The sequence below is a fragment of the Paenibacillus sp. PAMC21692 genome, assembly GCF_014303795.1.
Taxonomy (GTDB): Bacteria; Bacillota; Bacilli; order Paenibacillales; family Paenibacillaceae; genus Pristimantibacillus; species Pristimantibacillus agaridevorans.
The window spans coordinates 1,512,469-1,533,400 of record NZ_CP060293.1; the positions used below are offsets into that span (position 1 = coordinate 1,512,469).

The 20,932-nt window shown below is 50.3% G+C and carries 37 protein-coding genes; 36 read left to right on the forward strand and 1 reads right to left on the reverse strand.

Annotated features, from left to right (window positions below):
* Positions 1 to 395: 395 nt before the first annotated feature.
* The 32 genes from rpsJ to truA all read left to right on the forward strand — a co-directional run bounded on the left by rpsJ (position 396) and on the right by truA (position 16,413).
* Positions 396 to 704, forward strand: coding sequence for a 30S ribosomal protein S10 (gene rpsJ, locus H7F31_RS06040; protein WP_005544556.1), 309 nt, complete (start codon positions 396 to 398; stop codon positions 702 to 704).
* Positions 705 to 755: 51 nt separating this feature from the next.
* Positions 756 to 1,379: a 50S ribosomal protein L3 gene (rplC, locus tag H7F31_RS06045; protein WP_087570309.1), complete on the forward strand. Its 624-nt coding sequence runs from the start codon at positions 756 to 758 to the stop codon at positions 1,377 to 1,379.
* A 30-nt stretch (positions 1,380 to 1,409) separates the two neighbouring features.
* Positions 1,410 to 2,033 (forward strand): 50S ribosomal protein L4, encoded by a 624-nt coding sequence (gene rplD, locus H7F31_RS06050; RefSeq protein WP_087570310.1) that lies wholly within the window; start codon positions 1,410 to 1,412, stop codon positions 2,031 to 2,033.
* Entirely contained in the window at positions 2,033 to 2,326 is a 294-nt protein-coding gene (gene rplW / locus H7F31_RS06055) for a 50S ribosomal protein L23 (RefSeq protein WP_087570311.1), read from the forward strand. The genes rplD and rplW overlap by 1 nt, the downstream gene beginning before the upstream one ends.
* Before the next feature lie 17 nt (positions 2,327 to 2,343).
* On the forward strand, positions 2,344 to 3,174 hold the full coding sequence (rplB, locus tag H7F31_RS06060) for a 50S ribosomal protein L2 (protein ID WP_087570312.1): 831 nt from the start codon (positions 2,344 to 2,346) through the stop codon (positions 3,172 to 3,174).
* Positions 3,175 to 3,241: 67 nt separating this feature from the next.
* Entirely contained in the window at positions 3,242 to 3,523 is a 282-nt protein-coding gene (gene rpsS, locus H7F31_RS06065) for a 30S ribosomal protein S19 (RefSeq protein WP_087570313.1), read from the forward strand.
* A gap of 44 nt (positions 3,524 to 3,567) precedes the next feature.
* Complete coding sequence (gene rplV / locus H7F31_RS06070; protein ID WP_087570314.1) at positions 3,568 to 3,903, forward strand: 50S ribosomal protein L22; 336 nt, start codon at positions 3,568 to 3,570, stop codon at positions 3,901 to 3,903.
* A 13-nt stretch (positions 3,904 to 3,916) separates the two neighbouring features.
* On the forward strand, positions 3,917 to 4,579 hold the full coding sequence (rpsC, locus tag H7F31_RS06075; protein ID WP_087570315.1) for a 30S ribosomal protein S3: 663 nt from the start codon (positions 3,917 to 3,919) through the stop codon (positions 4,577 to 4,579).
* 2 nt (positions 4,580 to 4,581) lie between these two features.
* Positions 4,582 to 5,016: a 50S ribosomal protein L16 gene (rplP, locus tag H7F31_RS06080; protein ID WP_087570316.1), complete on the forward strand. Its 435-nt coding sequence runs from the start codon at positions 4,582 to 4,584 to the stop codon at positions 5,014 to 5,016.
* Complete coding sequence (rpmC, locus tag H7F31_RS06085; protein WP_087570317.1) at positions 5,006 to 5,206, forward strand: 50S ribosomal protein L29; 201 nt, start codon at positions 5,006 to 5,008, stop codon at positions 5,204 to 5,206. The genes rplP and rpmC overlap by 11 nt, the downstream gene beginning before the upstream one ends.
* A gap of 50 nt (positions 5,207 to 5,256) precedes the next feature.
* The gene (gene rpsQ / locus H7F31_RS06090) at positions 5,257 to 5,520 is read left to right on the forward strand and encodes a 30S ribosomal protein S17 (RefSeq protein WP_068679351.1); all 264 of its coding nucleotides are present in this window, start codon (positions 5,257 to 5,259) and stop codon (positions 5,518 to 5,520) included.
* 46 nt (positions 5,521 to 5,566) lie between these two features.
* Positions 5,567 to 5,935 (forward strand): 50S ribosomal protein L14, encoded by a 369-nt coding sequence (gene rplN / locus H7F31_RS06095; protein WP_087570318.1) that lies wholly within the window; start codon positions 5,567 to 5,569, stop codon positions 5,933 to 5,935.
* Between the two features lie 49 nt (positions 5,936 to 5,984).
* Complete coding sequence (gene rplX / locus H7F31_RS06100) at positions 5,985 to 6,338, forward strand: 50S ribosomal protein L24 (RefSeq protein ID WP_087570319.1); 354 nt, start codon at positions 5,985 to 5,987, stop codon at positions 6,336 to 6,338.
* 31 nt (positions 6,339 to 6,369) lie between these two features.
* Entirely contained in the window at positions 6,370 to 6,912 is a 543-nt protein-coding gene (gene rplE, locus H7F31_RS06105; protein ID WP_087570320.1) for a 50S ribosomal protein L5, read from the forward strand.
* 25 nt (positions 6,913 to 6,937) lie between these two features.
* Positions 6,938 to 7,123, forward strand: coding sequence for a type Z 30S ribosomal protein S14 (locus tag H7F31_RS06110; protein WP_013312154.1), 186 nt, complete (start codon positions 6,938 to 6,940; stop codon positions 7,121 to 7,123).
* A 32-nt stretch (positions 7,124 to 7,155) separates the two neighbouring features.
* Positions 7,156 to 7,554 (forward strand): 30S ribosomal protein S8, encoded by a 399-nt coding sequence (rpsH, locus tag H7F31_RS06115; RefSeq protein ID WP_087570321.1) that lies wholly within the window; start codon positions 7,156 to 7,158, stop codon positions 7,552 to 7,554.
* Between the two features lie 31 nt (positions 7,555 to 7,585).
* A complete protein-coding gene (rplF, locus tag H7F31_RS06120) occupies positions 7,586 to 8,128 on the forward strand; it encodes a 50S ribosomal protein L6 (RefSeq protein ID WP_087570322.1) in 543 nt (180 codons plus the stop codon).
* 72 nt (positions 8,129 to 8,200) lie between these two features.
* Positions 8,201 to 8,569 carry a 50S ribosomal protein L18 gene (gene rplR, locus H7F31_RS06125; protein WP_087570323.1) on the forward strand — a complete coding sequence of 123 codons (369 nt, stop codon included), beginning with the start codon at positions 8,201 to 8,203 and terminating at the stop codon, positions 8,567 to 8,569.
* Between the two features lie 25 nt (positions 8,570 to 8,594).
* Positions 8,595 to 9,092 (forward strand): 30S ribosomal protein S5, encoded by a 498-nt coding sequence (gene rpsE / locus H7F31_RS06130; protein WP_068679339.1) that lies wholly within the window; start codon positions 8,595 to 8,597, stop codon positions 9,090 to 9,092.
* 13 nt (positions 9,093 to 9,105) lie between these two features.
* Positions 9,106 to 9,285, forward strand: coding sequence for a 50S ribosomal protein L30 (gene rpmD, locus H7F31_RS06135; RefSeq protein ID WP_087570324.1), 180 nt, complete (start codon positions 9,106 to 9,108; stop codon positions 9,283 to 9,285).
* A gap of 45 nt (positions 9,286 to 9,330) precedes the next feature.
* Positions 9,331 to 9,771, forward strand: a complete 441-nt coding sequence (rplO, locus tag H7F31_RS06140; protein ID WP_087570325.1) for a 50S ribosomal protein L15 — start codon at positions 9,331 to 9,333, stop codon at positions 9,769 to 9,771.
* On the forward strand, positions 9,772 to 11,073 hold the full coding sequence (secY, locus tag H7F31_RS06145; protein WP_187103426.1) for a preprotein translocase subunit SecY: 1,302 nt from the start codon (positions 9,772 to 9,774) through the stop codon (positions 11,071 to 11,073).
* Between the two features lie 93 nt (positions 11,074 to 11,166).
* Positions 11,167 to 11,817, forward strand: a complete 651-nt coding sequence (locus H7F31_RS06150) for an adenylate kinase (RefSeq protein WP_087570327.1) — start codon at positions 11,167 to 11,169, stop codon at positions 11,815 to 11,817.
* The gene (gene map / locus H7F31_RS06155; RefSeq protein ID WP_087570328.1) at positions 11,817 to 12,581 is read left to right on the forward strand and encodes a type I methionyl aminopeptidase; all 765 of its coding nucleotides are present in this window, start codon (positions 11,817 to 11,819) and stop codon (positions 12,579 to 12,581) included. Before H7F31_RS06150 ends, map begins: the two co-directional genes overlap by 1 nt.
* Before the next feature lies 1 nt (position 12,582).
* Complete coding sequence (locus H7F31_RS06160; protein ID WP_087570329.1) at positions 12,583 to 12,864, forward strand: KOW domain-containing RNA-binding protein; 282 nt, start codon at positions 12,583 to 12,585, stop codon at positions 12,862 to 12,864.
* A 2-nt stretch (positions 12,865 to 12,866) separates the two neighbouring features.
* Positions 12,867 to 13,082 carry a translation initiation factor IF-1 gene (infA, locus tag H7F31_RS06165; protein WP_015847200.1) on the forward strand — a complete coding sequence of 72 codons (216 nt, stop codon included), beginning with the start codon at positions 12,867 to 12,869 and terminating at the stop codon, positions 13,080 to 13,082.
* Positions 13,083 to 13,128: 46 nt separating this feature from the next.
* On the forward strand, positions 13,129 to 13,242 hold the full coding sequence (rpmJ, locus tag H7F31_RS06170) for a 50S ribosomal protein L36 (protein WP_003333770.1): 114 nt from the start codon (positions 13,129 to 13,131) through the stop codon (positions 13,240 to 13,242).
* A 19-nt stretch (positions 13,243 to 13,261) separates the two neighbouring features.
* Positions 13,262 to 13,630 (forward strand): 30S ribosomal protein S13, encoded by a 369-nt coding sequence (gene rpsM / locus H7F31_RS06175; RefSeq protein ID WP_187103427.1) that lies wholly within the window; start codon positions 13,262 to 13,264, stop codon positions 13,628 to 13,630.
* Positions 13,631 to 13,649: 19 nt separating this feature from the next.
* On the forward strand, positions 13,650 to 14,045 hold the full coding sequence (rpsK, locus tag H7F31_RS06180; RefSeq protein WP_028609630.1) for a 30S ribosomal protein S11: 396 nt from the start codon (positions 13,650 to 13,652) through the stop codon (positions 14,043 to 14,045).
* 126 nt (positions 14,046 to 14,171) lie between these two features.
* Complete coding sequence (locus H7F31_RS06185; RefSeq protein ID WP_087570331.1) at positions 14,172 to 15,116, forward strand: DNA-directed RNA polymerase subunit alpha; 945 nt, start codon at positions 14,172 to 14,174, stop codon at positions 15,114 to 15,116.
* Positions 15,117 to 15,168: 52 nt separating this feature from the next.
* Positions 15,169 to 15,534, forward strand: coding sequence for a 50S ribosomal protein L17 (gene rplQ / locus H7F31_RS06190; protein WP_087570332.1), 366 nt, complete (start codon positions 15,169 to 15,171; stop codon positions 15,532 to 15,534).
* 78 nt (positions 15,535 to 15,612) lie between these two features.
* Entirely contained in the window at positions 15,613 to 16,413 is an 801-nt protein-coding gene (gene truA / locus H7F31_RS06195) for a tRNA pseudouridine(38-40) synthase TruA (protein WP_187103428.1), read from the forward strand.
* A 104-nt stretch (positions 16,414 to 16,517) separates the two neighbouring features.
* Here truA and H7F31_RS06200 read toward each other — a convergent pair whose 3' ends face one another.
* Complete coding sequence (locus H7F31_RS06200; protein WP_187103429.1) at positions 16,518 to 17,486, reverse strand: DUF4097 family beta strand repeat-containing protein; 969 nt, start codon at positions 17,484 to 17,486, stop codon at positions 16,518 to 16,520.
* 344 nt (positions 17,487 to 17,830) lie between these two features.
* On the opposite strand from H7F31_RS06200, the gene rplM reads away from it, so the two are divergent.
* The 4 genes from rplM (at position 17,831) to sat (ending at position 20,791) form a co-directional block, all read left to right on the forward strand.
* Complete coding sequence (gene rplM, locus H7F31_RS06205) at positions 17,831 to 18,268, forward strand: 50S ribosomal protein L13 (protein ID WP_087570335.1); 438 nt, start codon at positions 17,831 to 17,833, stop codon at positions 18,266 to 18,268.
* Positions 18,269 to 18,288: 20 nt separating this feature from the next.
* Positions 18,289 to 18,681, forward strand: coding sequence for a 30S ribosomal protein S9 (gene rpsI, locus H7F31_RS06210; RefSeq protein WP_087570336.1), 393 nt, complete (start codon positions 18,289 to 18,291; stop codon positions 18,679 to 18,681).
* 188 nt (positions 18,682 to 18,869) lie between these two features.
* The gene (locus tag H7F31_RS06215; protein WP_108991871.1) at positions 18,870 to 19,565 is read left to right on the forward strand and encodes a phosphoadenylyl-sulfate reductase; all 696 of its coding nucleotides are present in this window, start codon (positions 18,870 to 18,872) and stop codon (positions 19,563 to 19,565) included.
* A 56-nt stretch (positions 19,566 to 19,621) separates the two neighbouring features.
* Complete coding sequence (gene sat, locus H7F31_RS06220; protein WP_187103430.1) at positions 19,622 to 20,791, forward strand: sulfate adenylyltransferase; 1,170 nt, start codon at positions 19,622 to 19,624, stop codon at positions 20,789 to 20,791.
* The last annotated feature ends 141 nt before the right edge of the window (positions 20,792 to 20,932 follow it).

The following is a 20,932-nucleotide window of genomic DNA, read 5'->3' on the forward strand; positions in this document are numbered from 1 at the left end:
ACGAAATGAAGCGATTAAGCAAGTAATCTTGTAACTCCCGCGTCCAGCTAGCACTAGTGTAATGCTGCCCTGTACATTGCATCCGCAGCCTTATATATAGAAGAAACACATGGAGCATCGCTAAGGGATGATATGGATTGTGGAGTCGGCCGGATATGCAACCTTCTCAAAGCCTTGCGCGGCGCGGGTTCCGGCGATCTCAACTTTTATTCAAATGATTGAATGTTTTAGTTGCAATCGCCCGCCCAATCCGATATAATATTGACTGTTGGTCTGACGTTGCGTTGATGTGAGAGGTTGCCGACACACCCGGCCCCTTTGCCATGGGACCTGTGCGGGTTATTCTCACGGAGTATGTCCGATTAAAAAATTGGGCGAAAGAAGGAGGGACTTATATGGCAAAGCAAAAGATTCGTATCCGCTTGAAAGCATACGATCACAGAATTCTTGATCAATCCGCAGAGAAAATCGTTGAAACTGCAAAACGTTCCGGTGCAGGCGTTTCCGGGCCGATTCCGTTGCCAACGGAAAAGCAAATCATCACTATTCTTCGTGCGGTTCACAAGTACAAGGATTCCCGTGAGCAATTCGAGATGCGCACACACAAGCGCTTGATCGACATTGTGAATCCTACGCCGCAAACCGTTGATGCGTTGATGCGTCTGGATCTGCCGTCCGGTGTAGATATCGAAATCAAGCTTTAATTAACAAGAACATCCGTATATACGATCATAGAGAGGAAATGAGGTGTCAACATGAAAGGTATCTTAGGGAAAAAGCTTGGAATGACTCAAGTATTTACCGCTGAAGGTAACGTGGTTCCAGTAACGGTAATCGAAGCTGGCCCGAACGTTGTTCTTCAGAAGAAAACAGTCGAAACTGACGGCTACGAAGCTGTTCAACTCGGTTTCGCTGATAAAAAAGAAAAAAGATCCAACAAACCAGAGATCGGTCACGCCAAGAAGGCTGACGCGACTCCTAAGCGCTACGTTCGCGAAATTCGCGGTATCAACCTTGGTGAGTATGAAGTTGGCCAACAAGTGAAGGCTGACCTTTTCGCAGAGGGCGAATTTGTTGACGTAACAGGTATTTCGAAAGGCAAAGGCTTTGCCGGCGTTATCAAACGTTGGGGACAAAGCACGGGACCTATGTCCCACGGTTCCCGTTATCACCGCGGTCCAGGTTCCATGGGTTCCATCCAGGCGAACCGCGTACCGAAGGGCAAACGCCTTCCAGGCCACATGGGTCATGAGACAATCACGATCCAGAAGCTTGAAGTTATCCGCGTCGATGCGGAGCGCAACGTCATCCTCGTTAAAGGCTCCATTCCAGGACCTAAGAACGGATTCGTAAAAGTCAAACAAACGGTTAAGAACTAATCGTTCTTAAAAAGAAAGGAGGAACACGAAATGCCTAAAGTAACAGTATTTAATGTGAGCGGTTCGCAGGTAGGCGAATTGGAACTGGCCGAGAACGTATTCGGAATCGAGCCTAACACTCATGTTATGCATAGCGCAGTCGTTCTGCAGCAAGCTGCCGAACGTCAAGGGACGCACAAGACTAAAGGTCGCTCCGAAGTACGCGGCGGCGGTCGCAAACCTTGGAAACAAAAAGGCACGGGCCGCGCACGTCAAGGTTCCATTCGCTCCCCGCAATGGGTTGGCGGCGGAACGGTATTCGGGCCTACGCCACGCTCTTACGGCTTTAAATTGCCTAAGAAAGTTCGTCGTCTGGCGATCAAATCCGCATTGTCTTCCAAAGTGATCGCGAACAACATCATCGTTCTGGATCAACTGACATTCGCGGCTCCTAAGACGAAGGAATTCCAAAGCATTCTAAACAACCTGAAAGCTGATCGCAAAGCTCTGGTTGTAACAGCTAACTATGAGGATAATGTAGCATTGTCCGCACGCAACATCCCTGGCGTGAAGTTCGTCGCTGCTGACGGCATCAATGTTCGCGATGTGCTTGTGTATGACAAGCTGATCATCACCAAGGAAGCAGTAGAGAAAGTACAGGAGGTGCTTGCGTAATGAAAAATCCACGCGATATTATCAAGCGCCCGGTTATTACGGAACGTACGAGCGATTACATGGCTGCCAAACGTTATGTGTTTGAAGTAGACCTTCGCGCGAACAAAACCGAAATCAAACAAGCTATCGAACAAATCTTTAACGTAAAAGTAACCGGCGTTAACACAATGCGTGTTGCAGGTAAACCGAAGCGTTATGGCAGACATAGCGGCTACAGACCTGACTGGAAAAAAGCAATCGTTCAGCTGAGCGATGACAGCAAAGAACTTGAGTTCTTTGAAACGTCTGTATAGAAAAGGAGGGAATACAAGTGCCAATCAAAAAGTACAAACCGACCTCTCCAGCTCGTCGTGCGATGTCCGTATCCACATTCGAGGAAATCACGACAAGCACACCGGAGAAATCGTTGCTTGCGCCGCTCTTTAAAAAAGCCGGCCGTAACAACCAAGGTAAAATTACGGTTCGCCACCATGGCGGCGGACATAAACGTAAATATCGTATCATTGATTTCAAACGTACCAAAGACGGTATCGCAGGTAACGTGGCAACGATCGAATACGATCCGAACCGTACCTCGAACATCGCACTGATCCACTACGTTGACGGCGCGAAAGCTTACATTATTGCTCCACAGGGCCTTAAAGTAGGCGATCAAATCGTATCCGGAGCGGACGCGGATATTAAGATCGGCAACGCATTGCCGCTCAAAAATATTCCTGTTGGTACAGTTATCCACAACATCGAGCTTAAACCAGGCAAAGGCGGCCAATTGGTTCGCGCAGCCGGTACGGAAGCTCAATTGTTGGGTAAAGAGGAAGACTACGTATCCATTCGTCTGAGCTCTGGCGAAGTTCGTCGCATCCTGAGCACTTGCCGTGCTACAATCGGTTCCGTAGGCAACGGAGATCACGAACTCGTGAAAATCGGTAAAGCCGGCCGTAATCGTTGGCTCGGCAAACGTCCTCAAGTTCGCGGCGTAGTTATGAACCCGAACGATCACCCGCACGGTGGTGGCGAAGGCCGCGCTCCAATCGGACGCAAGTCGCCGTTGTCCCCATGGGGCAAACCGACACTGGGCTACAAAACTCGCAAGAAAAAGAAAGCATCGAGCCAATACATTATTCGCAAACGTACGAAGTAATAACTGCTTGATACAATCCGCGTGAGAGCAGTCTCACGCCAGCGCTTATGCGAAGGGAGGATTCTACATGGGTCGCAGTTTGAAAAAAGGTCCATTCATCGACGGTCATCTGCTTAAGAAAGTCGAGGGCCTGAACGAAACGAACAAAAAGGTCGTAATCAAAACATGGTCCCGCCGTTCGACGATTTTCCCACAATTCATCGGACACACGATCGCGGTATACGACGGACGCAAACACGTGCCGGTATACGTGACTGAGGACATGGTAGGACACAAGTTTGGTGAATTTGCACCGACTCGTACTTACAAAGGCCATGCGAACGACGATAAAAAAACGGGCAGACGTTAATTTGCCCTTTATCTATTTTCTAACGAACGAGAGGAGGTTCCCACATGCCAGAAGCAAAAGCGCACGTTAATTTCGTACGTATCGCTCCTCGCAAAGCGCAGCTCGTAGCGGACTTGATCCGTGGCAAGAAGGTTGGCGAGGCGATCGCGATTTTGCGTCACACGCCTAAAGCTGCTTCCCCGATCATCGAGAAGCTGCTTAACTCTGCGATTGCTAATGCCGAGCACAATTACCAAATGGACGTAAACAACTTGGTCGTATCGCAAGTATACGCAAACCAAGGTCCTACTATGAAACGTTTCCGCCCGCGCGCGATGGGTCGCGCAAGCCGGATTAACAAAAGAACCAGCCACATCACCTTGGTGGTATCTGAAAAATAAGGAGGGATAACGTGTGGGTCAAAAGGTAAATCCAGTCGGTCTTCGTGTCGGGATTATCCGTGATTGGGAATCCAAATGGTACGCAGGCAAAGACTTTGGCGATCTTCTTTTGGAAGACGTAAAAATCCGTGAGTACTTGAAGAACAAGCTGAAAGACGCAGCAGTATCCCACATCGAGATCGAGCGCGCGGCTAACCGCGTGAACGTGACGATCCAAACCGCTAAACCAGGTATGGTTATCGGCAAGGGCGGTTCCGAAGTGGAAAACCTGCGTACGGAGCTGGGCAAGATCTCGAAGGGCAAAAAAGTCCACATCAACATCTCTGAAATCAAACAAGCCGATCTGGACGCTATCTTGGTAGCTGAAAGCATCGCACAACAACTTGAGCGTCGCGTATCTTTCCGTCGTGCATTGAAACAAGCAATTCAACGTTCCATGCGCGCTGGTGCCAAAGGGATCAAAACCGCTGTCAGCGGCCGTCTCGGTGGTGCAGAGATCGCGCGTAGTGAAGGCTACAGCGAAGGCACGGTTCCGCTTCATACGCTTCGTGCCGATATCGACTACGGCACTGCTGAAGCACATACGACTTACGGCCGCATCGGCGTAAAAGTATGGATCTACCGTGGCGAAGTCCTTCCTACGAAGAAGAAAGCTCCCCAGGAAGGAGGCAACTAATCATGTTGGTACCTAAACGTGTAAAACACCGCAAGCAACAACGCGGTAATATGAAAGGTCGCGCGAAAGGCGGCACTACGGTTGCTTTCGGCGAATACGGTCTTCAAGCTATTGAACCGTCATGGATCACGAACCGCCAGATCGAAGCGGCTCGTATCGCGATGACTCGTTATATCAAGCGTGGCGGTAAAGTATGGATCAAGATTTTCCCTGACAAACCGATCACTCAAAAGCCTCTCGAGGTGCGGATGGGTAGCGGTAAAGGTAACGTTGAGAAATGGGTAGCTGTTGTTAAGCCGGGCAAAATCATGTTCGAGCTGGCTGGCGTACCTGAAGAAGTAGCTCGTGAAGCAATGCGCCTTGCGGCTCACAAACTGCCTGTTAAAACGAAGTTCGTGAAACGCGAAGAAGTGGGTGGTGAAGCAAATGAAGGCTAGTGAATTTCGCAACCTAACCTCTGTTGAGATTGAACAACAAATCGCCGGTTTCAAAGAAGAGTTGTTTAACCTTCGTTTCCAATTGGCTACGGGTCAACTGGACAACCCGACTCGAATCCGTGATGTGCGTAAGGAAATAGCTCGTGCTAAAACCGTTTTGCGTGAAAGAGAACTCGGAATTACCAGCTAATTATAAACCTTGCACAAAAAACGATCACGGATGAAGGAAGGAGGCAAAACATGAGCGAACGCAATGCCCGCAAAGTTCAAATCGGCAAAGTGGTAAGCGACAAAATGGATAAAACAATCGTGGTGGCTGTAGAAACTTACAAAAAACATGATTTGTACCATAAACGCATCAAATACACGAAAAAATATAAAGCCCATGACGAGAACAACCAAGCGAAAATCGGCGATACCGTCAAAATCATGGAGACTCGTCCACTATCCAAAGACAAGCGCTTCAGATTGGTTGAGGTTGTCGAAGTAGCCGTTGTACTTTAATGAGCGCAGCAGTGCCCGCATGAATGTCGAAAGGAGGACGTAATCCATGATTCAACCATTTACACGTTTGCGTGTTGCCGACAACTCCGGCGCTAAAGAATTGATGTGTATCCGCGTACTCGGCGGTACTGGCCGTCGCGTTGGCCACATCGGCGATCTGATCGTTTGCTCCGTCAAACAAGCAACGCCAGGCGGCGTTGTCAAAAAGGGTGACGTAGTAAAGGCGGTTATCGTTCGTACGAAGCGTTCGGTTCGCCGTAAAGACGGTTCCTACATCGCATTCGACGAGAATGCTGCCGTAATCGTCAAAGAAGACAAGAGCCCTCGCGGCACTCGTATCTTCGGACCAGTTGCCCGTGAGCTTCGCGATAAGGACTTCATGAAGATCGTATCGCTTGCACCGGAAGTAATCTAAGAACGACAAGATAAAGGCCTGATAGCTTAGCGAGCAGGAGGTGTAACAAATGCCAAGACTGAAAAAAGTATTGGAATCCCACAACAATAAATTGCATGTAAAGAAAGACGATACGGTCATCGTCATTACCGGTAAAGACAAAGGTAAGAAGGGCCGCGTCATCGCAGCTTATCCTCGTGAGAACCGCGTGCTGATTGAGGGAGTCAACATGGTGAAGAAGCATTCGCGTCCTTCCCAAGCGAACCCGCAAGGCGGAATCATCGAGCAGGAAGCTCCAATCCACGTCTCGAACGTGATGCACGTAGATCCGAAGAGCGGCGGCGTAACCCGTATCGGTTACAAAGTGCTGGATAACGGCAAGAAAGTACGGATTGCTAAAAAATCCGGAGCACAGATCGACTAATCGTTATGGTAAGAAAGGAGGTCCATGAACAATGACAGCAAGACTGAAAGGTCGCTTTCTTAATGAAATCACTCCTGCCTTGATGCAGAAGTTCAACTATACTTCGGTTATGCAAGTTCCGAAGATTGAGAAAGTCGTAATTAACATGGGTGTTGGCGAAGCGGTTTCCAACTCCAAAATTCTCGATGTTGCCGTAGAAGAGCTGCGCATCATCTCCGGTCAAAAGCCGGTTGTCACTCGTGCCAAAAAATCCATCGCGGGCTTCAAGCTTCGTGAGAACATGCCGATCGGGGTTAAAGTAACGCTGCGCGGCGAGCGCATGTACCACTTCCTCGACAAGCTGTTCAACATTTCCCTTCCGCGTGTACGTGACTTCCGCGGTGTATCGACCAAAGCGTTCGACGGACGTGGAAACTACACGCTGGGCCTTAAGGAACAGCTGATCTTCCCTGAGATCGAATACGATAAAGTTGATAAAGTACGCGGTATGGACATCGTCATCGTCACGACGGCAAAAACGGACGAAGAATCTCGTGAGCTGCTGACCCAAATGGGCATGCCGTTCACGAAGTAATCCACTTTAGGAGGTGTAATACCCAGTGGCAAAAACTTCGATGAAAGTGAAGCAACAACGCACACCGAAATTCAAAGTGCGCGCTTATACGCGCTGTGAGCGTTGCGGCCGTCCGCACTCTGTTCTTCAAAAGTTTAAAATTTGCCGGATTTGTTTCCGCGAGTTAGCATACAAGGGCCAGATTCCTGGCGTGAAAAAAGCAAGCTGGTAATCAAGCCTAGTTCGGGAAGGAGGTTCACATAAATGGTTATGTCTGATCCGATTGCAGATATGTTGACGCGCATTCGCAATGCGAACGTCGTTCGTCACGAAACAGTGGAGATGCCTGCTTCGAAAGTGAAGAAGCAAATCGCTGAGATCTTGAAGCGCGAGGGCTTTATCCGCGATGCTGAATATATCGAAGACAACAAACAAGGGATTATCCGTATTTTCCTGAAATACGGCCCTAACCAAGAGCGCGTTATCACTGGCCTTAAGCGTATCTCGAAGCCAGGTCTGCGCGTATACACGCAAGCAACTGAGGTTCCTCGCGTGCTTGGAGGACTGGGAATCGCGATTATTTCCACGTCCAAAGGCGTTATGACAGACAAGGAAGCTCGCCAGGTGAAATCCGGCGGCGAAGTCGTCTGCTACGTTTGGTAAGAAATAAGTCAGAAAGACAGGAGGTGTAACAATGTCCCGTATTGGTCGCAAACCAATTGCTGTCCCAGCTGGTGTAACTATCAACTTGGACAACACAATCATTACTGTTAAAGGACCGAAAGGCACGCTTACTCGCGAATTTCACAAGGACATGAAAGTGAATGTAGCGGAGAACGAGATCGTGATCGAACGTCCTTCCGACAATAAATTGCATCGTTCCCTGCACGGAACGACACGCAGCATTATCGCAAACATGGTGACAGGTGTTACTGACGGCTTCACAAGAAATCTGGAGCTCGTTGGCGTAGGTTACCGTGCTAGCAAATCCGGTGATAAAATCGTGCTTAACGTTGGTTACTCCCACCCGGTTGAAATTGCTCCCGAGAGCAACATCGAGTTCGAAGTGCCAGTCAACACGAAAATTACCGTTCGCGGAATCGACAAAGAGCGCGTAGGCGCTGTTGCCGCTCAAATCCGTGCCGTACGCGAGCCTGAGCCGTATAAAGGCAAAGGTATCAAATACGAAGGCGAGCGCATCATCCGCAAAGAAGGTAAAGCTGGTAAGAAGAAGTAAGTTGAACGAACAGGGACGTGAGACGTTCCATGCAATAGCTTCCTAAGGCGTTAAGAAAGGAGGAACACAAGCATGATTACGAAAGGCGACAAAAACAAGGCCCGTCTGAAAAGACACCTTCGTGTTCGCAAGAAAATCAACGGCACGGCAGCACGTCCGCGTCTGTCCGTATTCCGTTCCGCCAAACATATGTACGCTCAACTGATCGACGACGTAGCAGGCGTAACACTGGCTGCAGCATCCACTAAGGATAAAGAGCTGGTAGAGGCAATCGGCAACGGCGGCAACGTTGAAGCTGCTGCTAAAGTTGGCGAACTGATCGCGAAACGCGCTCAAGCAAAAGGCGTAACCGAGGTTGTATTCGACCGCGGAGGTTACTTGTATCACGGCAGAATTTCTGCGCTGGCAACCGCGGCACGCGAAGCTGGCTTGAATTTCTAATCACTCAATAAGGAGGTTAAACGACTTGCGTGTAGATCCTAATACGTTAGAACTGACTGAAAAAGTTGTTCATATCAATCGCGTTGCAAAAGTTGTAAAAGGCGGACGCCGTTTCAGCTTTAGCGCGCTTGTAGTAGTCGGCGACGGCAAAGGCTACGTTGGCGCGGGAATCGGTAAAGCAGGCGAAGTGCCGGATGCGATTCGCAAAGGCATTGAAGATGCGAAGAAAAACCTGATCCACGTTCCACTCGTAGGAACTACGATTCCTCACCTCGTACTTGGTCACTTCGGTGCTGGCGAAGTTTTGCTGAAGCCTGCTTCCGAAGGTACTGGCGTTATCGCCGGCGGCCCGGTTCGTGCGGTTCTCGAGCTGGCTGGCGTAGGCGACATTTTAACGAAATCCCTTGGTTCTTCGAACTCCCTGAACATGGTTAACGCGACGCTGGAAGGTCTGTCCCGTCTGAAACGTGCGGAAGACGTTGCAAAGCTGCGTGGCAAAACAGTCGAAGAGCTGTTAGGTTAAGGAGGGAAATAAGATGGCAAAATTGCAAATCACCCTCGTTCGCAGTTTAATCGGTCGCAACGAGAAGCAACGCGCAACGGTTGAAGCGCTTGGCCTTCGCAAAATTCGTCAATCGGTCGTTCATGACGATAACGTGGCGATTCGCGGCATGGTTAACGCAGTTAACCACCTGGTTAAAGTCGAAGAAGTTTAATTACGATAATGCAATACACGAAATAAACAAGGAGGTGCACGAACGATGAAATTGCATGAGTTAGCACCAGCACCAGGCTCGACTGCGGCGCCTAAGCGCAAAGGTCGCGGTATCGGCTCCGGCAACGGCAAAACGGCAGGCAAAGGCCATAAAGGTCAAAATGCTCGTTCCGGCGGCGGTGTTCGTCCTGGATTCGAGGGCGGCCAAAATCCTTTGTACCGTCGCGTTCCGAAGCGCGGTTTCAACAATCCATTCCGCAAGGAGTACGCGATTGTTAACATTGAAGATCTGAACAGCTTTGCTGCAGGGACAGAAGTTACACCAGAGGTTCTTCTTGAGCAAGGAGTTATCAGTAACCCTTTGGCAGGAATCAAAATCTTGGGTAATGGTGAATTGAAAGTAGAGCTCACTGTTAAAGCAAACAAGTTCTCTCAATCTGCGGTAGAGAAAATCCAGGCTGCCGGCGGTAAAACCGAGGTGATCTAATTGTTCACAACCGTGTCCAACATTTGGAAAGTGGCGGATCTGCGTACAAGGATCCTCTTCACGCTTTTCATTCTTTTCATTTACCGGATCGGTTCTTTCATTCCGGTACCGGGAGTAGACAAAACCGTATTCGAGAACATGGATTCGCAAGGCGCTGACTTGTTCGGCTTGCTGAACACGTTCTCGGGCGGTGCGCTCTTCCAATTCTCCATTTTCGCCATCGGTATTACGCCGTACATCACGGCATCGATCATCGTGCAGCTCTTGTCGATGGACGTTATTCCGAAGTTTGCGGAATGGGCGAAGGAAGGCGAGAACGGCAAGCGCAAGCTGGCTCAAATTACGCGTTACGGCACGATTATCCTTGGTTTGGTACAAGGCTTCGCAACAGCGATTGGCTTCAACCGCTCCTTCGGACTTGAAATGATTCCGGGCGCAAACTTCGTAGACTACTTGGTCATCGCACTCATCCTGACAGCTGGTACAGCTTTCTTGATGTGGCTCGGCGAGCAAATTACGGAGAGAGGTATCGGCAACGGTATCTCCATCTTGATCTTCGCAGCGATCGTAGCCGGTATCCCTGGTCACATCCGCACGTTGTATCAAGATCAATTCATCGATGCGCAAGACCAACTGTTCTTGAACATCGCGAAGATGGTGCTGATCGTACTCGTGATTATCGCGATCATCGTCGGCGTTATCTTTATTCAGCAAGGTATCCGGAAGATTCCGGTTCAATACGCGAAGCGTGTTGTCGGACGTAAGATGTACGGCGGACAATCGACTCACATTCCTATGAAGGTTAACGGCGCGGGCGTAATCCCGGTTATCTTCGCGGTATCCCTGATCATGTTCCCTGTAACGATTGCCAACTTCTGGTCCACCAAGCCTTGGGCGCAATGGATCATCGACAATATGAACTATGACCGGCCGCTTGGCATGGTATTGTACGTATTGCTGATCATCGGTTTCACCTTCTTCTACACATTCGTGCAAATTAATCCTGTGCAAATGGCAGATCAGATGAAGAAGAACGGCGGTTATATCCCGGGCATTCGTCCTGGCAAGCCGACTTCCGCTTACCTGACTCGCGTTATGTCGCGGATTACGCTCACGGGTGCACTCTTCTTGGCAGCGATCTCCGTATTCCCAGTGTTCTTTGGAGCATTGGCGGGATTACCGCGGTCCGTGCAGCTTGGCGGCACATCGCTCCTCATCGTTGTCGGCGTTGCGCTTGATACGATGAAGCAGATCGAGAGCCAGTTGATCAAACGTCATTACAAAGGGTTTATCAATAAATAACAGCAGGTTCGAAAGCGGGCTGCCGCGCTCTTAAGGCTAGTGCGGTGCGGTGCCCGAACGAGCCTTCCTGCGTTTAAAGCGAGGAACACGGTAATGAACATTTTATTCATGGGCCCTCCGGGAGCCGGCAAGGGTACACAAGCAGAGCGGATCGTAGAAGAGTTCGGCATTCCCCACATTTCGACTGGCGACGCATTTCGTCTTGCGATGAAACAAGGCACGCCGCTTGGTCTAAAAGCGAAGGAATATGTCGATCAAGGTCTTCTTGTTCCGGACGAAATTACGAACGGCATCGTGAAGGAGCGTCTTGCTCTGGACGATTGCGAGAAGGGTTTCCTTCTGGATGGCTTTCCCCGTACGCTGCAGCAAGCCGAAGCGCTTGATGTCATGCTGACGGAGCTAGGCCGGAGCGTCGATCATGTCGTGAACCTGAAGGTTGACCGCGGATTGCTGCTTGCTCGTTTGACGGGCAGACGCATCTGCAAGTCTTGCGGATCGACTTACCATGTACTATTCAACCCGCCTAAGGTCGAAGGCATCTGCGACAAGGACGGCGGAGAGCTGTATCAACGTTCCGATGATACGGAAGAGAAGATGGGCACGCGCCTGGACGAATATACGTCCAAGACGGCTTTGCTTCTTGATTACTACAGCGGTAAAGGTCTGCTGCGCGAAGTCGACGGCGAGAAGGATATCGACGTTGTTACAAGCGATATCGTTTCCTGCCTGAAAGGTACGTTGTAATGATTATTTGCAAATCCGAATCGGAGCTGCGATTAATGAGGGAAGCCGGACGGATCGTTGCGGAAACGCATCGGTTGATGGCAGCAGCAGTAAAGCCGGGCATCACCACAGGTGAGCTTGACCGTATTGCCGAACAGTACATTCGAAGTCAGAATGCCGTTCCTTCCTTTAAAGGTTACAATGGGTTTCCTTCCAGCATTTGCGCTTCTGTAAATGACGAGTTGGTGCACGGATTCCCTGGATCACGCAAGTTGAACGAGGGCGATATAATAAGCATCGACATCGGAGCGCAGTTCGAAGGCTATCATGGCGATTCCGCTTGGACCTATGCGGTCGGGAGCGTGACGCCGGAAGTTCAGAGACTGCTCGACGTGACGGAAGAATCGCTATACGCGGGACTTGCGCTCGTTAAGCCTGATGTCAGGCTTTATACGATATCGCACGCCATCCAGAAGGTTATTGAAGCAGCAGGTTTCTCGGTAGTACGGGAATACGTAGGGCACGGAATCGGCGCGGAACTGCATGAAGAACCGCAAATACCGAACTATGGTATACCGGACAGGGGGCCGCGGCTGAAGCCGGGTATGGTGCTTGCCATCGAGCCGATGGTTAATATCGGAGAACGATATGTACGAACGCTCGAAGACGATTGGACAGTCGTAACGCAAGACGGTTCCTGGTGCGCTCACTTTGAGCACACGGTTGCCGTCACAGAGGACGGCTTTGAAATATTGACCATTCTGCCGCAGCAGTCCGAGGTGTAAGGTGGATGCTCATCCCCGGATTGGTCAGTTCGTCAAAGTACTTCGAGGCAAGGACGAAGACAGTTATGCCGTGGTCATTGCCATTATCGACGACAAGTTCGTCATGATTGCGGACGGCGACAAGCGAAGGTTCGACCAGCCCAAGAAAAAGAACGTTCTGCATCTGATGTTACAGCCTGCCTTTAGTCATGAGGTAATAAGCAGCTTGCAAGAAACAGGCAGAGTGACGAATGCCAAATTACGTTACGCAATTCAGAAGTACGCGCATGCGAAAGGAGAATGACGGTGGCGAAGGAAGACGTCATTGAGGTCGAAGGTACGGTTATCGAGCCGTTGCCGAATGCGATGTTCAAGGTGGAGCTGGAGAACGGTCATCAAATTCTCGCACATGTATCCGGCAAACTTAGAATGCACTTCATCCGCATTCTGACCGGAGACAAAGTGGTTATACAGTTATCGCCTTACGATTTATCAAGAGGGCGCATCACCTATCGGAAGTAACCGCGGTTAGCGGCAAGCTTTTCGAAAGATTCGGGAGGTAATCACAATGAAGGTTAGACCTTCGGTTAAGCCGATTTGCGAGAAATGCAAAGTCATTCGTCGCAAAGGCAACGTTATGGTGATTTGTGAAAATCCGAAACACAAACAAAAACAAGGATAAAAGGAGGGAAATATAGCCCATGGCACGTATAGCTGGTGTAGATATTCCGCGCGACAAGCGCGTTGAAATCGCCCTGACGTATATTTTCGGTATCGGCAAAACGACTTCGCAAAAAATCCTGGCTTCCACGGAAGTTAACCCAGACACTCGCGTTCGCGATCTGACTGAGGATGAGCTGGCTCGTCTGCGCGAAGCCATCGACAAGAGTGTTAAAGTGGAAGGCGACCTTCGTCGCGAAATTTCGCTTAACATCAAGCGTCTAACTGAGATCGGCTGCTACCGTGGTCTTCGTCACCGTCGCGGACTTCCTGTTCGCGGTCAACGTACGAAAACAAACGCGCGTACGCGCAAAGGTCCACGTCGTACTGTAGCGAACAAGAAGAAATAAGAAAGGAGGATAATGGACAATGGCTAAACCAAAAAAAGTCGTTCGCACAAAACGTCGCGATCGGAAAAACATTGACACTGGCGTGGCTCACATTCGTTCGACGTTCAACAACACGATCGTTACGATCACAGACCCGCATGGTAATGCAATCTCTTGGGCAAGCTCCGGCAACCTTGGTTTCAAAGGTTCCCGTAAAAGCACGCCGTTCGCAGCTCAGATGGCTGCCGAATCCGCAGCGAAAGCGGCTATGGAGCATGGCATGAGAACTGTCGAAGTTATGGTTAAAGGACCTGGCGCTGGCCGCGAGGCGGCGATTCGTTCGCTGCAGGCTGCTGGATTGGAAGTTAACCTCATTAAGGATGTAACCCCAGTTCCGCATAACGGATGCCGTCCACCGAAACGTCGTCGCGTATAGTTAGATCCACTGTGGTATCAAATGACTGCAACTTGTGAATAATGGTTGTGAAGGTTTGGCATACTACGAGATTTGACATAAATAACGACAAGGTAACGGAGCGACGTTTGAAGGAGGGTACTATTTGTGATTGAGATCGAAAAGCCGAAAATCGAAACCGTAGAGCTGAATAACGAGGGCACTTACGGACGTTTCGTGGTCGAGCCGCTGGAACGCGGATACGGCACGACGCTTGGAAATTCGCTTCGCCGAATTTTATTGTCGTCTTTGCCTGGCGCGGCGGTGACGTCGGTTCAAATCGACGGCGTGCTGCATGAGTTTTCTACGGTTCCCGGAGTGATTGAAGACGTAACGGAAATCATTCTGAACCTGAAAGGCCTCTCGCTGAAGATCCACTCCGACGAGGAAAAAGTGTTGGAGATCGACGCGGAAGGCGAAGGGAACGTAACAGCGGGCGACATTCGAGCTGATAGCGATGTCGAAATTTTAAGCCCTGATCTTCACATTGCGACCTTGGCCTCCGGAGCGCGGCTCCATATGCGGATTTTTGCTAATCGGGGACGCGGTTACGTGCAAGCGGACCGGAACAAGAGCGACGATCAACCGATTGGCGTCATCCCTGTCGATTCGATATACACGCCCATTACTCGGGTTAATTACAGCGTAGAGAACACACGCGTCGGCCAAGTCACCAACTATGACAAGCTGACGCTTGAAGTTTGGACGGACGGCAGTATTCGCCCTGAAGAGGCTGTAAGCCTCGGCGCTAAGATTTTGACCGAGCACTTGGACTTGTTCGTTGGATTAACGGATGAAGCCAAAGATGCCGAAATCATGGTTGAGAAGGAAGAGGACAAAAAAGAGAAGGTTCTGGAGATGACTATCGAAGAACTGGATCTGTCCGTACGTTCATATAACTGCTTGAAGCGTGCCGGCATCAACACCGTTCAAGAGCTGATCACGAAATCCGAAGAGGATATGATGAAGGTTCGTAACCTGGGCCGCAAATCCTTGGAAGAAGTTCAAGAGAAGCTGGAAGAGCTGGGTCTTGGCCTGCGCATGGAAGAGTAGTCTTGTAAACAGACAGCAATGTTAAACACAAAGCAAGGGAGGGGAAAACAAAATGGCATATCAAAAATTGGGCCGTGACGCAAGCGCGCGGAAAGCATTGTTCCGCGATCTCGTAACGGATTTGTTCCTGTATGAGCGCATCCAAACGACTGAAGCCAAAGCGAAAGAGGTTCGTTCTATCGCTGAGAAGCTGATCACGAAAGCGAAAAAAGGTGATCTGCACGCTCGTCGTCAAGTTGCTGCATTCGTACGTCGCGAGACTGTTGACGGCGAACAAGACGCAATCCAAAAGCTGTTCTCCGAACTGGCAACTCGTTATTCGGAGCGCGCAGGCGGATACACGCGTATCCTGAAGCTTGGACCGCGTCGCGGTGACTCCGCGCCTATGGTTTACCTTGAGCTGGTTGACCGCGCGTAGTATTTCGAAGAAGGGTGGACCCTTGAGGCCACCTTTTTTTTATTGCGGCGGGACTATCGAAGAACGGGGAGGAGAGGCATGCGCAACATCGGCGTGAAAGTTAGTTATGACGGAAGCGGATTTAACGGATTCCAGTCGCAGCCATACGGAAGAACCGTTCAACACGAAATCGAGAAAGCGATTCGCCACCTTACGGGCGAAGAGATTGTCATAATCGGTTCGGGACGGACGGATGCCGGCGTTCACGCCATGGGCCAGGTTTTCAACTTTCATACGGCTTCGACGATTCCAACGGAGCGCTGGGCGATCGCGCTGAATACGAGGTTGCCGAAGGACATAGTTATTCTGGAGGCGTGGGATGTCCCGCTTGAATTCCATTCTCGTCGTTCCGCCAAACGGAAGACGTACCGTTACTCGATCGACTTAAATAAGTTTCCTGACGTATTTATGAGACCCTATAGGTTTCATCATCCGACAAAGTTGAATATTGCCGCGATGGAGGAAGGGCTGGCTTACCTGGTAGGCAGACATGACTTTACATCGTATACATCGATTCACTCCACCAAACCTCACCATATTCGTACGATCTATGAAGCTAGCTTCCAAATGGAGGAAGGTGCGCTTCATATGTACATTACGGGTAACGGGTTCTTATACAATATGGTGCGCGTCATTATGGGAACGCTGCTGTGGGTGGGGCAAGGCAAGCTGAAGCCGGCCGATATGGGACGGATTCTGGAAGGCAAGTCTCGTTCGCTTGCCGGACCTACGGCGATGGCGCACGGATTAACGCTGGTAGACGTAGAGTACGGTGGGTGGAGCGCGCCAGAACCTCTGGATGATCATGAAAGTGATATTCGAGACGAGGATGAGGAGTAGGGGCTGGTCTTTGACGGAGTCGTAGCGGTCAGATTGGGAGACATTCGCCGGCATGAAGAAGGGACAGCCTCGAGGGGGAGGCTGTCCCTATAGGTCGGATCGGATTATCTCAAAATAATATCGCCGGAGCCGGTGCGTACGGTAAGCTTATGCTCGCCGCTGCCGAAAGCGCCGTTCACTTCCCGTTCTCCGTTCTTGCCCTGCTCGTTGAATCCGTTCATGCGGACGATGGCATCGCCGGAGCTGGTTCGGAATTGAACGGCAAGCGACTCCGGCTCATGATCAAGCGAGATAAGGATATCGCCGCTTCCTGCCTTCAGGTCGACATCGCGGTTGATCGTCGAGGTATCCAATCGAATGTCGCCGGATCCCGTCAGGCCTTGGAGCGCGCCAGATCCATCCTCTAAGGAAACATCGCCGCTGCCGACATTGAATTTGAGTGTTTCCGCTTCGTAACGTTCCAGCTCCACATCACCGCTGGCGGTATCAATTTTTATCGACTGTGCAGTAATATCCTTGAGCTTGATGTCGCCGCTAGTTGCTTTTAATTCAAGCTCGGCGGAAGCTGATATCGATTGAACCTCGATGTCGCCGGAATTCGTTCGGAGCTCGACGGTTTCGAAGTCGGAGGAGCCAAGCTCGATGTCGCCGCTGTTTAGCTTGGCGGTTAATGTGCCCCAGGACTTCTCCGGCAGTTCGACGGTCAGCTTAACATTGGACCAATGGAATCCGAACCTGAAGCCACGATCCGATTGCAACGACAGATTCAGCGTGTCGCCGTCTTGGTCTGCCTTGAGCAGCAAATCATTGGCAACACGTTTCGTAGCGCGTCCTTCTAAGGTTACTATAACTTCGTCTGAATGGCCTCGGACGATATTTACATCCAGGCTGCTGGAGTCGATGGCGATGTTCGATAATTCGTTAGAAGAGAATGTCCGCTCGTCATGGACCGGTTTGGTAAACCCGGAGAACAGGCTTCCAAACGAGGTATTGCCTTGATTGAAGAACAGGTAGACAAGCGCGATCGCTCCGAGGAGTACGAGCAGCGTACCGAGTGCTTTGTTTGGTTTCATTATAAACGCTCCTTGCATATTGGCTTGGATTCGCCGCATCGATCCGTGGCGATTCCGATGTTCTTATTGTAACAATGGAGATACCAAGAAGAAACAGCCTGCTGGCTTACCCGAAGACTGGCCTTAGGTCCAGCATGGGGAGAGAACGTGAAGCAAAGAGAATTGCAAATACGGCTTGCACTTCCCTATTATTTATAGTAGAATATAACTTGTGCTTTCTTAGTGGCTCTCCCACAGCCCCGACTAAGAATGGCCATCCAAATGCAAGTTCCAACCATGAATAACAAACCAACGGCAACGTTGTTATAAAACGATTAATGTAAGAGAATTAAGGAGGATCATCCATGCGTACCACCTATATGGCTAAGCCGAATGAAGTCGAACGTAAATGGTTCGTCATCGATGCGGAAGGCAAAACGCTCGGACGTCTGGCTAGCGAAGCTGCAAGCCTGATCCGCGGCAAACACAAACCGCAATTTACGCCTCACATCGACACTGGCGATTTCGTTGTTATCATCAACGCTTCGAAAATCGTTCTGACAGGCAACAAAATGGCTGACAAAAACTACTACCGTCACTCCATGTACACAGGTGGCTTGAAAGTCACTCCTGCACACGAGATGTTGAAAAACAAGCCAGAGCGTATGATGGAGCTGGCTGTGCACGGCATGTTGCCTAAGAACCGTCTGGGCAACAAAATGAAACTTAAGCTGAAAGTCTACGCAGGTGCGGAACACCCACATCAAGCCCAAAACCCTGAAGTCTACGAGCTTCGCGGCTAATAAAGAGGAGGACAAGTTTCATGGCTCAAGTGCAATACTATGGAACAGGTCGTCGTAAACACTCTGTTGCACGTGTACGTCTCGTGCCGGGTGAAGGACGAATCATTGTTAATAAACGCGATTTAAACGAATATTTCGGTCTGGAAACGCTGAAGCTGATCGTTAAACAACCGCTTAACCTGACTGACACATTGTCCAAGTACGATGTATTGGTTATCGCTAACGGCGGCGGCATGTCCGGTCAAGCTGGCGCAATCCGTCACGGTATCTCCCGTGCTCTGCTCAAAGCAGACCCTGAGTTCCGTCCGTCCCTTAAGCGCGCAGGCTTCCTGACTCGCGATCCGCGCATGAAAGAACGTAAAAAATACGGTCTTAAAGCGGCTCGTCGCGCTCCACAGTTCTCGAAACGTTAATACGACGAAATACCATCTTTGCTACTTGCAAAGATGGTATTTTTTTTTTGCCTAGACAAGCGCGGAGCTGTCACTTCGAAAACTTTTTCTCATATTGGTGGAAAGAAGGATTGAACATTTGGTTTGAAAGTACTATAATCGATAATACAGACCAATTTACTTGGAATTAAAGATGGAGGTAACGACCAATGAATTTGTTTGAGAAAGAAGCGCTTATTGCGCAGAAGGCTGTAGAACTCGAGAATGCATCGCCGGAAGACATTATCCGATTCGCCGTCGAGACTTTCCCGAATATTACGTTCGCGTGCAGTTTCGGTGCGGAGGACGTCGTGCTGGTTGATATGCTTCAGAAGATTAGCCCGAAGACAGACATCTTCTACTTGGATACGGACTTCCACTTCAAGGAAACGTACGAGACGCGCGACCGAATCGCGGAAGCTTATCCTGGCATTCCATTCGTGGAAGTGAAACCGGAGATTACTCCTGAAGAGCAAGCGGAGCAGTTCGGGGAACAACTGTGGAAGAGCGACGCCAACAAGTGCTGTGACATTCGCAAGGTACAGCCGCTGACGAAGATTCTGTCCAAATACGAGGCGTGGATCACGGGAATCAGACGTGATCAGGCTCCAACCCGCGCTAACGCGAAGAAGATCGAATATGACGTGAAGTTCGGACTTGTAAAGTTTAATCCGATCGCACATTGGACGTCTGACGATGTATGGAATTACATCCGCGAGAATAACGTTGTATACAATCCGCTTCACGATAATTATTATCCAAGCATTGGCTGCGAGTATTGCACGCGTCAAGTTATGCCTGGCGAAGACCCGCGTGCAGGACGCTGGTCCGGGCAAGAGAAGACGGAGTGCGGTTTGCATAAGTAAGATAATATAGAAAAGCCTATATTTTTAACTTCCATTATAGGAGGCATTATCCCATCATGAGTCAAATTGCTCCCCATGGCGGCGGCGAATTGGTCAATCGAATCGCAGCCGGCGAACAACGTGAAGCGCTTCTGGCAGAAGCCGCAAATCTTAATCCCATCATCATTAACACTTGGACGATCTCTGACCTGGATCTGATCGGAGTAGGCGCATTCTCCCCGCTTACAGGTTTCCTGGGTGAAGCCGATTACCATGCCGTTGTCAGCCAAATGCGCCTGTCGAACGGAACGGTATGGAGTATTCCGATTACGCTGTCTGTAAGTGAAGCGAAGGCTGCCGAGTTAAAGACTGGCGAACGCGCCGCGCTCGTTGGCGAAGATGGCATCACTTATGGCATTATCGATGTAGAAAGCGTTTATAGGGTCGATCAGAACATAGAAGCGGTCAAGATCTTCAAAACGGACGACCTCGCTCATCCAGGCGTTCAGAAGCTGTTCGAGCGTTCGAATATTTACGTAGGCGGCTCCATTACGGTATTGAACCGTCCGCAACCGGAGAAGTTTCAGGAGTTCTATTACGATCCGTCGGAGACACGCCGTTTGTTCGCGGAAAAGGGATGGAAGACGGTTGTCGGCTTCCAAACGCGCAACCCGGTTCACCGCGCTCATGAATACATCCAGAAGACGGCTATGGAGATCGTGGATGCGCTTTTCCTGAATCCGCTTGTCGGCGAGACCAAGTCGGATGACGTGCCTGCCAACGTACGGATGAAGAGCTACCTGGCGCTTCTGGAGAACTATTATCCGAAGGATCGCGTGTTCCTCGGCGTATTCCCGGCCGCGATGCGTTATGCGGGACCGCGCGAGGCGATCTTTCATGCGATCGTCCGTAAGAACTACGGCTGCACGCATTTTATCGTCGGCCGCGATCATGCCGGCGTAGGCGACTACTATGGCACATACGAGGCGCAAGAGCTGTTGAAGACGATTCCTGCCGAAGATCTCGGCATTACGCCGTTGTACTTTGAGCACAGCTTCTTCTGCAAGGCTTGCGGCAATATGGCTACAACGAAAACTTGCCCGCATGACAAGGAACAGCATCTGACGTTGTCCGGCACGAAAGTGCGCGCATTGCTTCGCGATGGCGTCTGCCCGCCGCCAGAGTTCTCCCGTCCTGAAGTGGCGAAGATTCTGATCGAAGGCATGTCGGAGCAGCCTGTAGGTTAAAGGAAAACGTTTCGTATATTACCGCCTGTCAGTTGCGCGCATAACGCATTCGTCAAGGAATATCGCACATGGCAACGTCCGCTTTCTTCGGAAGGCGGGCGTTTTGTCGTTCGTACCAATGATTGAATCAAAAAAATACAC